The 12,903-nt window shown below is 72.0% G+C and carries 13 protein-coding genes; 10 read left to right on the top strand and 3 right to left on the bottom strand.

All coding sequences use genetic code 11. The annotated features are described in order from the left end of the window. The first annotated feature begins 5 nt into the window (after nt 1–5). The 5 genes from pdxR to ACWGI2_RS21315 all read left to right on the top strand — a co-directional run bounded on the left by pdxR (nt 6) and on the right by ACWGI2_RS21315 (nt 4,282). Nucleotides 6–1,454 (top strand): MocR-like pyridoxine biosynthesis transcription factor PdxR, encoded by a 1,449-nt coding sequence (gene pdxR / locus ACWGI2_RS21335; RefSeq protein ID WP_453696912.1) that lies wholly within the window; start codon nt 6–8, stop codon nt 1,452–1,454. 81 nt (nt 1,455–1,535) lie between these two features. Beyond that, nucleotides 1,536–1,826: a hypothetical protein gene (locus ACWGI2_RS21330; protein ID WP_453696910.1), complete on the top strand. Its 291-nt coding sequence runs from the start codon at nt 1,536–1,538 to the stop codon at nt 1,824–1,826. 106 nt (nt 1,827–1,932) lie between these two features. Continuing rightward, nucleotides 1,933–3,639 carry a S8 family serine peptidase gene (locus ACWGI2_RS21325; RefSeq protein WP_453696909.1) on the top strand — a complete coding sequence of 569 codons (1,707 nt, stop codon included), beginning with the start codon at nt 1,933–1,935 and terminating at the stop codon, nt 3,637–3,639. 49 nt (nt 3,640–3,688) lie between these two features. Then, nucleotides 3,689–3,943: a hypothetical protein gene (locus ACWGI2_RS21320; RefSeq protein WP_160503574.1), complete on the top strand. Its 255-nt coding sequence runs from the start codon at nt 3,689–3,691 to the stop codon at nt 3,941–3,943. 15 nt (nt 3,944–3,958) lie between these two features. Beyond that, nucleotides 3,959–4,282, top strand: a complete 324-nt coding sequence (locus ACWGI2_RS21315) for a hypothetical protein (RefSeq protein ID WP_453696908.1) — start codon at nt 3,959–3,961, stop codon at nt 4,280–4,282. Nucleotides 4,283–4,364: 82 nt separating this feature from the next. On the opposite strand, the gene ACWGI2_RS21310 is transcribed toward ACWGI2_RS21315, so the two are convergent. Further along, the gene (locus ACWGI2_RS21310; protein ID WP_453399926.1) at nt 4,365–4,775 is read right to left on the bottom strand and encodes a VOC family protein; all 411 of its coding nucleotides are present in this window, start codon (nt 4,773–4,775) and stop codon (nt 4,365–4,367) included. 276 nt (nt 4,776–5,051) lie between these two features. Between ACWGI2_RS21310 and ACWGI2_RS21305 the strand changes: the two genes are divergently transcribed. Both ACWGI2_RS21305 and ACWGI2_RS21300 read left to right on the top strand, forming a co-directional pair. Next, the gene (locus ACWGI2_RS21305) at nt 5,052–6,635 is read left to right on the top strand and encodes an alkaline phosphatase D family protein (protein ID WP_453696907.1); all 1,584 of its coding nucleotides are present in this window, start codon (nt 5,052–5,054) and stop codon (nt 6,633–6,635) included. A 153-nt stretch (nt 6,636–6,788) separates the two neighbouring features. Then, a complete protein-coding gene (locus tag ACWGI2_RS21300; protein ID WP_453696906.1) occupies nt 6,789–8,258 on the top strand; it encodes an N-acetyltransferase family protein in 1,470 nt (489 codons plus the stop codon). Here ACWGI2_RS21300 and ACWGI2_RS21295 read toward each other — a convergent pair. After that, nucleotides 8,179–9,477 carry a trans-sulfuration enzyme family protein gene (locus ACWGI2_RS21295; protein ID WP_453696905.1) on the bottom strand — a complete coding sequence of 433 codons (1,299 nt, stop codon included), beginning with the start codon at nt 9,475–9,477 and terminating at the stop codon, nt 8,179–8,181. The genes ACWGI2_RS21300 and ACWGI2_RS21295 overlap by 80 nt on opposite strands. A 60-nt stretch (nt 9,478–9,537) precedes the next feature. Between ACWGI2_RS21295 and ACWGI2_RS21290 the strand changes: the two genes are divergently transcribed. Both ACWGI2_RS21290 and ACWGI2_RS21285 read left to right on the top strand, forming a co-directional pair. Continuing rightward, nucleotides 9,538–10,050: a winged helix-turn-helix transcriptional regulator gene (locus tag ACWGI2_RS21290; RefSeq protein WP_160503580.1), complete on the top strand. Its 513-nt coding sequence runs from the start codon at nt 9,538–9,540 to the stop codon at nt 10,048–10,050. 35 nt (nt 10,051–10,085) lie between these two features. After that, nucleotides 10,086–11,807, top strand: a complete 1,722-nt coding sequence (locus ACWGI2_RS21285; RefSeq protein ID WP_453696903.1) for a DUF885 domain-containing protein — start codon at nt 10,086–10,088, stop codon at nt 11,805–11,807. Nucleotides 11,808–11,813: 6 nt separating this feature from the next. Here the strand turns inward: ACWGI2_RS21285 and ACWGI2_RS21280 are convergent, their stop codons facing one another. Beyond that, entirely contained in the window at nt 11,814–12,332 is a 519-nt protein-coding gene (locus ACWGI2_RS21280; RefSeq protein ID WP_453697690.1) for a rhodanese-like domain-containing protein, read from the bottom strand. 103 nt (nt 12,333–12,435) lie between these two features. Between ACWGI2_RS21280 and ACWGI2_RS21275 the strand changes: the two genes are divergently transcribed. Next, on the top strand, nt 12,436–12,882 hold the full coding sequence (locus tag ACWGI2_RS21275) for an Lrp/AsnC family transcriptional regulator (RefSeq protein WP_453696902.1): 447 nt from the start codon (nt 12,436–12,438) through the stop codon (nt 12,880–12,882). The last annotated feature ends 21 nt before the right edge of the window (nt 12,883–12,903 follow it).

Below are 12,903 nucleotides of genomic sequence, written 5' to 3'. Positions count from 1 at the left end.
TCCCGGTGGCATCAAGTTCGGGCGAGGGCGAGGCACCTGGCACGGCCGCCTGGGAGCTGCTGCTCCCCGCCGCGTCCGCCCCCGCCCGCAGCCGTGGCCGCAGCCTCCAGTCGGCGCTGCGCGACGCGGTCAGGTCCGGTCGGCTCGCGCCGGGGACGCGGCTGCCGTCGAGCCGTGAACTCGCCGCCGACCTGGGCGTCTCACGGGGGCTCGTCACCGAGGCGTACGAGCAGTTGACGGCCGAGGGGTATCTGCGCAGCGACCGCGGCGCGGGCACCTGGGTGGGCGGCGCGGCGCGCAAGGCCGCACGAGGCGCACGCGATCTGGCGCCGCGTCCCGTCCACGCGCGCGTGGACTTCATCGCGGGCACCCCCGACCTGTCCCTGTTCCCGCGCGCCGCGTGGGCGGCCGCGCACCGCGGCGCCCTTGCCGAACTCCCCCACCACGCACTCGGCTACCCGGACCCGCGGGGCCTGCCCCGGCTGCGTACGGCCATCGCCGAACTGCTCGTACGCCGCCGGGGCGTGGTCGCGGACCCGGAGGCGGTCGTCGTCTGCTCCGGCGTGGCGCAGGCCATGGGGCTGGTCGGTTTCGTGCTGCACGCGCGCGGGGTGCGCGTCGTCGGCGTCGAGGACCCCGGAAGCCCGCAGCACGGCGAGCTGTTCGCGTCGGCCGACGTCGCCACGGTGCCGGTGCCGCTCGACGACGAGGGTGTCGTCACCGGCGTACTGAGGGAGCGGGGTCTGCGTGCGGTCGTCGCCACGCCCGCCCACCAGTTCCCCCTGGGCATCGGGTACTCGGCGCGGCGGCGCACCGAACTCCTCGACTGGGCAAGGGCCGTGGACGGTCTGGTCATCGAGGACGACTACGACGGTGACTTCCGCTACGACCGCGCCCCGGTCGGCGCGCTGCAAGGGCTCGACCCCGAGCACGTCGCGTACACGGGCTCGGTCAGCAAGTCGCTCGCTCCGGGGCTTCGCCTCGGATGGCTGCTCGTACCGGAGTCGATGGCCGATGAGGTAGTCGCCCGCAAGCGCATGATGGACCTGGGAAATCCGGCGCTCGACCAGGCGCTGCTCGCGCGTTTCGTGGAACGCGGCGACTATGACCGTCAGTTGCGCCGCTGTCAGCGTGCCTACCGGGAGCGCAGGGACGCGCTCGTCGCGGCGCTCGACGAGCACTTTCCGGGTACGGAGGTGACCGGCATCGCCGCCGGACTGCACGTCATCGCCCGGCTGCCCGAACACCGGGGTTCGCAGGACGACTTCCTGCGGCGGGCCTCCGCGGCCGGGGTCGCGGTCCGCCCGCTGAGCGACTACGGCTCGGCGGACGGCCCGGAGGTGTGCCTGGTGCTCGGCTACGCCCATCTCGCGCCCGCCCGGATCGCCGAGGGGGTGCGGCTCCTCGCCGAGGCGGCTCAGGGGCGTGGTGACGCTGCCGCGACGCTCCGGTGACAGCACCTCATTAGGGTCGGCCGGGCCCGGTGACCGCGAGCGAGACGCACGCGGTACCGGGGGTGTCCGGGGGGCAGAACCGTGGCCGAGGCCGAAGTCATCGTCCAGCTCCGTACCCCGCCGCGTCGCGCGACGACGGGCACCGCGGATGTCTGTGACGCCTGTGATGTCAGGGACGTCCGAACCCTTCTGGAGCAGCGGTTCGGCGTCACGCCGGAGCCGTTGCACCCCGGCGTCGACGACCCGGCCCTCATCGGATGGCAACGGGTCGCCGTCTCCGCCGGCATGGACGCCGAGGCCGTCGCCACGGCCCTGCGCGGCCACCCGGCAGTCGAGGCCGCCTATGTGAAACCACCGGCGGACCTTCCGTAACGTGGTGAAGGAGTCAGCTGTGCCACAGCGATCAGGTGCGGGGAACAGTCGGGGGAACAACCGCCCGGCTCCAGGATTCGAGCCACTCTTCGGACGCCCTGAGCTGGTGTGCGTCACGCGCGCCGACGCCGGGGTACGCATCACCCCGACCGGCGCGACCGCCGCGGCGGACGTCTCCGTGAGCGGACTCGACGCGGTGGCGGCCCAGGAGGACGTCACCATCAGGCCGCTGTTCGGCGCGGACCAGGAGAGGCTGCGCGCCCAGGCGGGGGCCACCGCTGACGGCCCCGGCGCCGGGGGCGACGAGGCCACGCTGGAGATCCTCGACCGGATGGGGCTCTTCTTCCATGTCGACGCCCCGGTCGACCAGTTGGACGCGCTGGCCGAGCGGCTGCGCGCGTCGGACGCCGTGGAGGGCGCCTACGTCAAGCCCGCCGCCGCCCTCGCCGTCACCGACCAGAAGAAGAAGAGCGGAGAAACCGAGCTCCCACCGCTCAACGACATGCAGCCGACGGGCGCCGACGCGCCGCCCGCGACCCCGGACTTCACGACCCGGCAGGGCTATCTCGACGCGGCTCCGGGTGGCGTCGACGCACGTTACGCGTGGACCCTTCCGGGCGGCCGCGGCGCCGGCGTCAGGGTGATCGACTGCGAGTGGGGCTGGCGCTTCACCCATGAGGACCTGCGGCTGAACCAAGGCGGCATCGTCTCCGGCACCGGGAGCACGGACACCAACCACGGCACCGCGGTGCTCGGTGAAATCGGTGGTGACGTCAACGCGATCGGGGTCACCGGGATCGCGCCGGACGCGATCACCAGCGCGTCCGCGTTCTCCATCCCCACCGCCACGGCGATCAGGAACGCCGCCGACCGCCTCGGCCCAGGCGACATCATCCTTCTTGAGATCCACCGCGCGGGGCCGCACGCGACCGGCGTCGGACAGGTGGGGTACATCGCCGTCGAGTGGTGGCCGGACGACTATCTGGCGATCCGCTACGCCGTCAACAGGGGCATCACCGTCGTCGAGGCCGCGGGCAACGGCGCGGAGGACCTGGACCACGCCGACTACGACACCCCGCGGGCGGGCTTCCCCTCCTGGTGGCGCAACCCCTTCCGGCGCACCGCGCTCGACGCCGGCGCCGTGATCGTCGGTGCCGGTGCGCCGCCGCCCGGCACCCACGGCCGCCAGCACGGCCCCGACCGCTCCCGGCTCGACTTCTCCAACTACGGCGCCTGCGTGGACGCGCAGGGCTGGGGACGCGAGGTGACCACCACCGGCTACGGAGACCTCCAGGCGGGCACCAATCCGGACTTCTGGTACACGGACCAGTTCAGCGGCACGTCCAGCGCCTCGCCGATCGTCGTGGGCGCGCTGGCCGGCACGCAGGGCGTCCTGCGCGCGAACGGCCGTATCCCTCTGTCGCCCGCACGGGCCCGGCAGCTGCTGCGCGCCACCGGCTCACCGCAGCAGGACGCGCCCGGCCGCCCGGCGACCCAGCGCATCGGCAGGCGGCCCGACCTGCGGCAGCTCGTCCCCGCGGCGCTCCAGACGAGCAGCTGGGTCGGCGTCCAGTTCCGGGGCACCCTCGCCGGGAACCGAACCGGCCGCTGGTTCACCTTCAACTGGCCCGCCCACTGGCATGTGGTGTGGACGGTCGTCCCGACGAGTCCGCGCCCCGGCGCCCCGCAGATCCGCTGGAGGGTCAGGGTCGAGCGGGCCAACGACACGTACGCGACGTACTGGATCGACGTGACGAACCTCGTGGCCGACTCGGTCGACTTCGAGGCGCGGTTCGCGGTTCTCGGATGGTGATGCGCGGTTCTCGGATTCGCGGTTCTCGGATGGTGAGAGGAAAACAACGATGCGAGTAGGCACACAGTTCACCGGAACACTCAACCCCGGGCAGACCGGGCGCTGGTTCACCTTCGGCTGGCCGCAGGACTGGCACGTCGTCTGGTACTTCATGCCGACGACACCCCAGACGGGCAGCCCTCAGATCGAGTGGGAGACCGAGGTCGAGCGGGCATCGGCCACGGCGGTCACGTACTGGCTGACGGTGAAGAACATCGGCAGCACCCAGATGAACTTCGAAGGCCGGTACGCGGTTCTCAACTAGGCGGGGGGAACGGCCATGAAGGTGCACATCACGATCGCGGAGGACGCGGGCGCGGCCCCGTCCGCCCCGGCCGCCGGGGCGGAGCGGCAGCTCGACGTGACACGGGCCGCGGACATCACGGCCGCCGTCGACGCCGGGCCCGCCGCTGCCGGCACGGAATCGGCACGTCCGGAAGGGTCCGCCACGGACGGCGGCGAGGCTCCGGCCTGGCTCGCCGAACTCGTCCGGCTCGCCGATGCCGGAGAGGTGGCCCGCCCGGGCGAGGAGCCGCAGGAGATCCGAGAGTCCTCGGAGGGCCTGTCCATGGATGCCGGGAGCGCGGGACCGGCTCCGCGCTGAGCGGGCATCGACGAGCGGGACCGTCACGTAGCGGGGCCGTCACGCGACGCGTGACGGCCCCGTCCGGATACCCGCACCTGGCTCAGGAGTTGGCCCACGCGCGCGTGCAGAGCACCAGGCGGTAGCCGTCCGGGTCCTCGATGGTGACGCCCCACTCGTTCCAGTACGGATTGGGCGACTTCACGCGCGTGCCGCCGTGCGCCTCCAGGCGGGCCACCAGGTCGTCGGGGACGGGCTCGTCGAGGTAGATGACGAGGAGGTCCTCCTCCGTGGGGCGGGGCAGGACCGGCTTGCCGGCCTCGTGGACGAGTTCAAGGTGCCAGGAGGCGTCCGGCCAGCCGACCATGAGGAGGTCGTGCTCTCCGGGAGCATCACCGCCCTCCGAACGCCATACGACGTCCAGGCCGAGGCCCGTCACCCAGAACCGCTCGGCCACCGCGAGGTCGCGGGACGGGCGGGCGATACGGATGTGGCTCTGACCGTTGACAGGCATGGGGCTCCCCCTTCGGACGGGCGCGCTCGGCCGCGCGCCTCTGCCGCCGAGCGTAGACAGCGAACGATCTTCCGGCATCGGGCTCAAGACCTGCGACCGGGGATGTAGGCGACGACGGGGCCGGGGACGCGGGCGGCGATGTGGCCGACATGGTGTTCGCACACCGGTTCCCTTGGCCCCATGGGCAGTTGTTCACTTGTGGTTTGTGTGTGCGCCGCCGCGCACCGCTAGTTGTGGCCCTGCACACTGGTCGGACCTGTCACTGGAGGCGCATTCATGTCACACCCTCAGCCGAGCCCGTCCCCTCGCCGCCGCAGTGTGCTGCGCGGCTCGCTCGCCGTACCGGCGGCGCTGGCCGTGCCGTCGCTCGCCGGGGCCGCTCCGGCGTTCGCCCGGTCAGGCCGCCCGCGGGCCGAGTGGGGTGTGCAGGCCGGTGACGTGACGGCGCACTCGGGCCTGGTGTGGGTACGTTCCGACCGTCCGGCCCGCATGATCGTGGAGACGTCCGCCACGGAGTCGTTCCGCAACCCCACCCGCTGGAAGGGCCCGGTGCTCGGCCCGGACACCGACTTCACCGGGACGACACGGCTGCGCGGACTGCCCGCGGGCGAGCAGATCCACTACCGCGTGGTCCTGGCCGACCCCGACGACCCCAGACGAACGGGAGAGCCGGTCACCGGCACGTTCCGTACGACACCGAAGGGGCGCAAGGACGGGGTGCGCTTCCTGTGGTCGGGTGACATCGCGGGCCAGGGGTGGGGCATCAACCCGGACCGCGGCGGCTGGCGCGTCTTCGACGAGATGCGCCGCAGGGACCCGGACTTCTTCCTGTGCAGCGGCGACAACATCTACGCCGACGGGCCCATCCTGCCGAGCGTCACCCTCCCCGACGGCAGCGTGTGGCGGAACGTGACCACGGAGGAGAAGTCGAAGGTCGCCGAGTCGCTCGCGGAGTTCCGTGGCGCCTTCCGCTACAACCTGCTCGACGAGAACGTGCGGCGCTTCAACGCGCAGGTGCCCTCCATCGTCCAGTGGGACGATCACGAGGTGCGCAACAACTGGTACCCGGGGCAGATCCTGACCGACCCCCGCTACACGGAGAAGAACGTGGACGTACTCGCCGAGCGCTCCCTGCGGGCGTTCAGCGAGTACTACCCGATCTCGACGCTCCCGCCGGGCGACGAGGACGGGCGGGTCTACCGCGTGCAGCGGCACGGCCCCCTGCTCGACGTGTTCGTCCTGGACATGCGCTCGTACCGCAACGCCAACTCGCACGGCCGGCAGCCCGACGACGCCACCGGCATCCTGGGTGCCCGGCAACTGCAATGGCTGAAGCGTGAGTTGTCGCGCTCGCGTGCCACCTGGAAGGTCATCGCCTCCGACATGCCGCTTGGCCTTATCGTGCCCGACGGCTCGGCGAACTTCGAGGCGGTGGCGCAGGGTGACCCCGGCGCGCCGCTGGGCCGCGAGCTGCAGATCGCCGAGCTCCTTCGGCACATCAAGCACCGTAAGATCACCGGCACTCTGTGGCTGACGGCCGACGTGCACTACACGTCGGCGCAGCACTACGACCCCTCGCGTGCGGCGTTCAAGGACTTCGCGCCGTTCTGGGAGTTCGTGTCGGGGCCGCTGGCGGCGGGCGGCTTCCAGGCCCTCAAGCTCGACGGGACGTTCGGCGCCGAGCAGCGCTTCGTCAAGGCGCCGAACCGCGCCAACACCTCGCCGGCCGAGACCCCGCAGTACTTCGGCGAGGTCGACATCGACGGCGGCAGCGGGGAGCTGACCGTGCGGCTGCGCCAGGAGGACGGCGCCGTGCTGTTCACGAAGGTGCTGTCGCCGGGTCGCGTGGGGCAGCAGTGATTACGTGCCTGAACACGCAACGAGAGGTCACGTCCGGCCGCCATGAAAGGCCAAAGATGAACTAAACGGGCAGAAGGTGTCTTAACTCATCAGTCACAAAACGTTCGTGATCACGCAACACCCTTCCTCCACAGTGGCTGTATGAGTGCTGACATGTCTGATGTGACACGGACCAAACACGGCCGCCCCGTCCACCACTGGCGGCGGGATCTGGTGGAGCTCGCCGCCCTCTTCACGGCCGTGGCCGTGGCGGACGCGGTGGCGAACATGATCGGGCACGGCCCCGACGGCCCCGCCCTGCTCGTGATCTCGGCCGTGGCGCTGCTCGCCACGGTCGGGTTCCACACATGGTGGGCACGCCGCCACAACCACGCGCCCCCGACAGCGGACGATACCGGCGCCCGGCCGCTCACCGCCGGGCAGCGGACCGGGGCCACGGAGCAGGCCGGGCCCATGGAGCGTGCCGGGACCATCGCCACGGAGTCGTCCGCAGGGGCGACGACCCTGTGGCGGATGCGCACCACGGTGCGGGACGAGCCGGGCTCGCTCGCCTCCCTGTGCACCGCCCTTGCCCACGGCAAGGTCGACATCCTGAGCCTCCAGGCGCACCCGCTGGCCGAAGGCACCGTCGACGAGTTCCTGCTGCGCGCCCCCGCCGACCTGCCCGCGGCCGAGATCACGCGGGGCGTCGCGCACGCGGGCGGCTCGGGCACCTGGATCGAGCGTGCGGACGCCCACGACCTGGTGGACGCCCCCACCCGCATCCTCGGCCTCGCCACCCGCACCGCCCTGGACGCCGCCGAACTCCCGCTCGCGCTGCGGCAGTTGCTGGGCCGCTGCACCATCCGGTCGCTGCCCGCGAAGGCACAGGGCGCGTCCGGGCCGCCGGTGGACAAGCCCGCCGACGGCGCACCCGTCGAAGGCGCCCTGGAAGGCGAAGGGACGGTGCTGCGGCTCCAGGCGCCGGACGGCGAGGTGATCACCGTGGAGCGGCCGTATCTGCCGTTCACGCCCACCGAGTTCGCCCGCGCGCGTGCCCTGGTCGAGCTCGACACCCGGCTCGGCCCGCGCATCCCGCGCAGCCAGGACGTACTGACCCTCGCCGAGGGCAGCTCCATCACCGTGCGCCGGGCCGACACCGCCGACGTCGAGGCGGCCAAGGCCATGCACGAACGCTGCTCGCAGCGCACCCTCGGCATGCGCTACCACGGCCCCGTGCGGGACGCCGACCGCTACCTCAACCACCTGCTCAGCCCGCGGTTCGGCCGCACCCTGGCGGTGCGGACCGCGTCCGGTCGCATCGTCGGCCTCGGCCATCTGCTCTGGGACGGCGACGAGACCGAGATCGCGCTGCTCGTGGAGGACGACTGGCAGCGCCGCGGTATCGGCAGCGAGCTGCTCGGCCGCCTGGTGACGATGGCGGTCGAGGCGGGCTGCGAGAGCGTGTACGCGGTGACGCAGGCGTCCAACACGGGCATGGTCGCCGCGATGCGCGGCCTCGGGCTTCCCCTCGACTACCAGATCGAGGAGGGCACGCTGGTCATCACCGCGCGCCTCGAAGCCACGCCGGTGAGCTCGCGACTGCCGTACGACCAGCCGCAGGGGCGGGCGGAGCAGCACTGACCCGGGGCGCCTCGGTTGCCGCGCGGGTGCCCGACGGCTGAGGGCCGAGGGCGCGGTCGAGGTCCTGCCACAGGTCATCGACGTCCTCGAGCCCGGCCGAAAGGCGCAGCAGTTTGTCGCTCACGCCCGACGACCGCCGGTCCGCCGGGTCGACGACGCGGTGGCTGATGGACGCCGGATGCTGGATGAGCGTGTCGACGCTGCCGAGGCTGACCGCCGGGGTGATCAACCGCACCCCGGCGGTCACCGCGTGCGGATCGCCTTCGACCTCGAAGGCGACCATGGCGCCGCCGAGCCGCGGATAGTGCACGCGGCTCACGCGCGGGTCGGCGGCCAGGCGCCGCGCCAGCTCCGCCGCGTTCGCCGAGGCGGCACGTACCCGCACCGGCAGCGTGGAAAGGCCCCGCAGCAGCAGATATCCGGCGAGCGGATGCAGCACCCCGCCGGTGGCGAACCGGACCTGCCGCAGCTGCCGCGCGAACTCCTCGTCGCAGGCGACCACTCCCCCAAGGACGTCGCCGTGGCCGCCCAGGTACTTGGTGGCGCTGTGCAGCACGAGCCGCGCCCCGCTCTCGGCCGGCCGTTGCAGGACGGGCGTGGCGAAGGTGTTGTCGGCAAGGAGCGGCACGGTGCCGCAGGCGTGGGCCACCGCGCGCAGATCGAGTTCGGCGAGGGTCGGGTTGGCGGGTGACTCGACCAGGACCAGGCCCGTTTCGGGGCGGATGGCGTCGGCTATCCCAGCGGGGTCGACCCAGGTCACCTCGGAGCCGAGGAGCCCCGCCGTGAGGAGGTGGTCGCTGCAGCCGTACAACGGGCGGACCGCGACGACATGGCGCAGGCCCGCCGCTCCCCGTACGAGAAGGACCGCGGTCAGCGCCGCCATGCCGCTCGCGAACGCGACCGCGCTCTCCGTCCCTTCGAGCCGGGCCAGAGCCGTCTCGAAACGGGCGACGGTCGGGTTCGCGAGCCGGGCGTAGACGGGCGGTCCGTCGTCCAGGGCGCCGTCGGCGGCGAAGGCGTCGATGCGCGCCGCCTCGCCACGGGTGTCGTACGACGGGTAGGTGGTGGACAGGTCGATCGGCGCGGCGTGCAGGCCGAGTCCGGCGAGGTCGTCGCGTCCGGCGTGCACGGCCTCGGTGGCCAGGGCGCGCGGAGCGGGCGATGCCTGCTTGGCGGCCGGGTGGCCGGATCCGGTGCGTGGTTCCGTGTTCGTGTCCATGCCCGACAGCCTGAACAAAGGCCGGTGCCTGGTAGTTGAACCCCGTGCTACGTTCGGCAAGTGGCTGATTCTGTCGTACTGGACCCGGTGGATCTCCGCATACTGCGGCTGCTGCAGAACGATGCCCGGATCACCTACCGCGATCTCGCGGCCCAGGTCGGCGTCGCGCCGTCGACCTGCCTCGACCGTATCTCCCGGCTGCGCCGCTCCGGCGTGATCCTCGGACACCAGCTGCGGCTCGATCCGGGGAAGCTCGGGCGCGGCCTGGAGGCGCTGCTGTCCGTGCAGGTCAGGCCGCACCGGCGGGAGCTGGTCGGGCCGTTCGTGGAGCGGATCAGGGCGCTTCCGGAGTCCCGCTCCGTGTTTCATCTCGCGGGGCCCGACGACTATCTGGTGCACGTGGCGGTGGCCGACACGGCGGACCTCCAACGGCTCGTCCTCGACGAGTTCACCGCGCGGCGCGAAGTGGCGCGCGTGGAGACGCGGTTGATCTTCCAGCAGTGGGAGTGCGGCCCGCTCCTGCCGCCCGGGCCGGGGGCCGATGACCAAGGGGAGGCCTCCGGCCAATCGTGATGACGGGGACGCGTCCCGCGTACGAGGATGTCCGCATGTCAGCCACGAAGATCCCGAACACGGACAACGCGAGCGAGAGCCCGCTGCCTCGCCAGGTCGCCGACGCCTACGTCGACGAGTTCATCGCCCTCGACCCCATCAACGGCACGTTCCTCGGCGTCAAGGCCAGCCACAGCAAGCTCCCGGACACCTCGCCCACGGGCCAGGAGGCCGTCGCGGAACTGGCCCGCACGACGCTCGCCCGCCTCGACAAGGCCGAGCGCGCGCCCGGGGCCGACAGCGACGCCGAGCGCCGGTGCGCGCGGCTCCTGCGGGAGCGGCTCACCGCCGAACTCGCCGTGCACGACGCAGATGAGGGACTGCGTGCGGTCGGCAATCTGCACACGATTCCGCACGCGGTGCGCGAGATCTTCACCGTGACACCTATGGAGACGGAAGAGGACTGGGCGACGATCGCCGAACGGCTGCGTGCCGTGCCGGCCGCGTACGAGGGATATCGTGCATCGCTCGAACTCGGCCTTGAGCGCAAGCTGTTCGCGGCGCCGCGTCCCACGGCCGTGTTCATCGAGCAACTCGGCGAGTGGGCGGGACCCGGCGGCGACAAGGGCCGAGGCTGGTTCGAGGAGTTCGCCGCGGAGGGCCCGGACGCGCTCCGCTCCGAGCTCGACGCCGCGGCCCGCGCCGCCACCGCGTCGGTCGTGGCGCTGCGCGACTGGATGCGGGACGTGTACGCGCCCGCGATCGAGGGCGCCCCCGACACGGTGGGCCGCGAGCGCTACGCCCGCTGGTCCCGTTACTTCAACGGCACCGACCTGGACCTGGACGAGGCATACGCGTACGGCTGGTCCGAATTCCACCGGCTGCTGGTCGAGATGCGCGCCGAGGCCGAGAAGATCCTGCCCGGCGCGGCCACGCCGTGGGTGGCGCTCGCCCATCTCGACGAGCACGGCACACACATCGAGGGCGTGGAGGAGGTGCGGGTCTGGCTCCAGGAGCTGATGGACGAGGCGATCGAGGCGCTTGACGGCACGCACTTCGAACTCGCCGAGCGGGTACGGAAGGTGGAGTCCCGCATCGCCCCTCCGGGCGGCGCCGCGGCCCCGTACTACACGGGCCCGTCGGAGGACTTCTCGCGCCCCGGGCGGACGTGGCTGCCGACGATGGGCGAGACCCGCTTCCCCGTCTACGACCTGGTCTCCACCTGGTACCACGAGGGTGTGCCCGGGCATCACCTCCAGCTGGCGCAGTGGGCGCACGTCGCGGAGAGCCTCTCCCGCTACCAGGCGACCATCGGCATCGTCAGCGCCAACGCGGAGGGCTGGGCGCTGTACGCGGAGCGGCTCATGGACGAGCTCGGCTTCCTCAAGGACGCCGAGCGCAGGCTCGGTTATCTGGACGCCCAGATGATGCGGGCGCTGCGCGTCATCGTCGACATCGGCATGCACCTGGAGCTGGAGATCCCGGCGGACTCGCCCTTCCGCCCGGGCGAGCGCTGGACCCCTGACCTCGCGCAGGAGTTCTACGACGCGCACTGCAGCCGTCCCACGGAGTACGTGGCGAGCGAGATGACCCGCTATCTGTCGATCCCCGGCCAGGCCATCGGCTACAAGCTGGGCGAGCGGGCCTGGCTCCTCGGCCGCGAGAACGCGCGACGCCGGCACGGTGACGCCTTCGACGCGAAGGCGTGGCACATGGCGGCGCTGTCGCAGGGGTCGCTGGGGCTCGACGATCTGGTGGACGAGTTGTCGACCCTTTAAGGGGCCTCAGCAGCCGCAGTCGTCCGCGTCCAGCGGGGCCGTCAGGGCATCGGGCGTGCGGCGCTCGCTGCCCTCCCAGGTTTCGAACTCGAAGCCCTCACGGGCCCAGTACTCGAAACCGCCCAGCATTTCCTTTACCTGGAAGCCGAGTTGGGCGAGGGCGAGGGCGGCGCGGGTCGCGCCGTTGCAGGCGGGGCCCCAGCAGTACGTGACGACCGGGACGGACTTGTCGAGGAGTTGGTCCGCCTGCTCGGGGATGAGGGCGGTGGGGAGGTGGATCGCGCCGGGAACGTGGCCCTGGTCCCAGGACGCCGTCGAGCGGGAGTCGATCACGACGAAGCCGGGGTCGCCGTCGGCGGCCAGCGCCGCGGCGACATCGGACACGTCGGCGTGGAAGGCGAGGCTCGCGCCGAAGTACGCGGCGGCGGCAGCCGGGGCGGCGGGGGCCACCCGCAGGACGGCATTCTGGGCGCCCGCGGCTGCGGCCTGGGTGCTCGTGGCGGTCGTCGGCTCTGTGTTCGTCACTGTGCTCATGGCCAGAAATCTACGGGCGAATCCGACGGCCCAGAAGAGCCGATCACCGGCCTACCTCTTGATCGGCCGGGGATTCCCCTGTTACCTCTCAGGCATGACCGGTTATTCCACGGACGCCACCGACTGGCGCATCCTCGACGTCCTCCAGCGTGAGGGCCGCGCCAGCTACGCCGAGCTGGCACGCGCCGTCTCCATGTCCGCAAGCGCCGTCACCGAACGGGTCCGCCGCCTGGAGGAGGCCGGCGTGATCCAGGGGTACGCGGCCGTGGTCGACCCGGAGCGTCTCGGCCTGCCCATCCTGGCGTTCGTGCGCCTGCGCTATCCGAACGGCAATTACAAGCCGTTCCACGACCTGGTCGAGGTGACCCCCGAGATCCTGGAGGCGCACCACGTCACCGGCGACGACTGCTTCGTCATCAAGGTGGCGGCGCGCTCCATGGGTCACCTGGAGGAGGTCGCGGGGAAGATCGGCGCGCTGGGGTCGGTGACCACCAGCATCGTCTACTCCTCTCCCCTGCCGAGGCGCCCCCTGGGCCGCTGAGCCCGGCGACTCGGGTCCCGG

The sequence above is a fragment of the Streptomyces sp. NPDC054866 genome (assembly GCF_053610745.1).
This window is presented reverse-complemented; position numbering and strand designations above follow the sequence as displayed.

Bases quoted from the DNA above. Each gene is read 5' to 3' on its own strand.
- ACWGI2_RS21320 (WP_160503574.1), top strand. From the start codon at position 3,689: ATGCGAGTAGGCACACAGTTCACCGGAACACTCAACCCCGGGCAGACC.
- ACWGI2_RS21315 (WP_453696908.1), top strand. From the start codon at position 3,959: ATGAAGGTGCACATCACGATCGCGGAGGACGCGGGCGCGGCCCCGTCC.
- ACWGI2_RS21310 (WP_453399926.1), bottom strand. From the start codon at position 4,775: ATGCCTGTCAACGGTCAGAGCCACATCCGTATCGCCCGCCCGTCCCGC.
- ACWGI2_RS21305 (WP_453696907.1), top strand. From the start codon at position 5,052: ATGTCACACCCTCAGCCGAGCCCGTCCCCTCGCCGCCGCAGTGTGCTG.
- ACWGI2_RS21300 (WP_453696906.1), top strand. From the start codon at position 6,789: ATGTCTGATGTGACACGGACCAAACACGGCCGCCCCGTCCACCACTGG.
- ACWGI2_RS21295 (WP_453696905.1), bottom strand. From the start codon at position 9,477: ATGGACACGAACACGGAACCACGCACCGGATCCGGCCACCCGGCCGCC.
- ACWGI2_RS21285 (WP_453696903.1), top strand. From the start codon at position 10,086: ATGTCAGCCACGAAGATCCCGAACACGGACAACGCGAGCGAGAGCCCG.
- ACWGI2_RS21275 (WP_453696902.1), top strand. From the start codon at position 12,436: ATGACCGGTTATTCCACGGACGCCACCGACTGGCGCATCCTCGACGTC.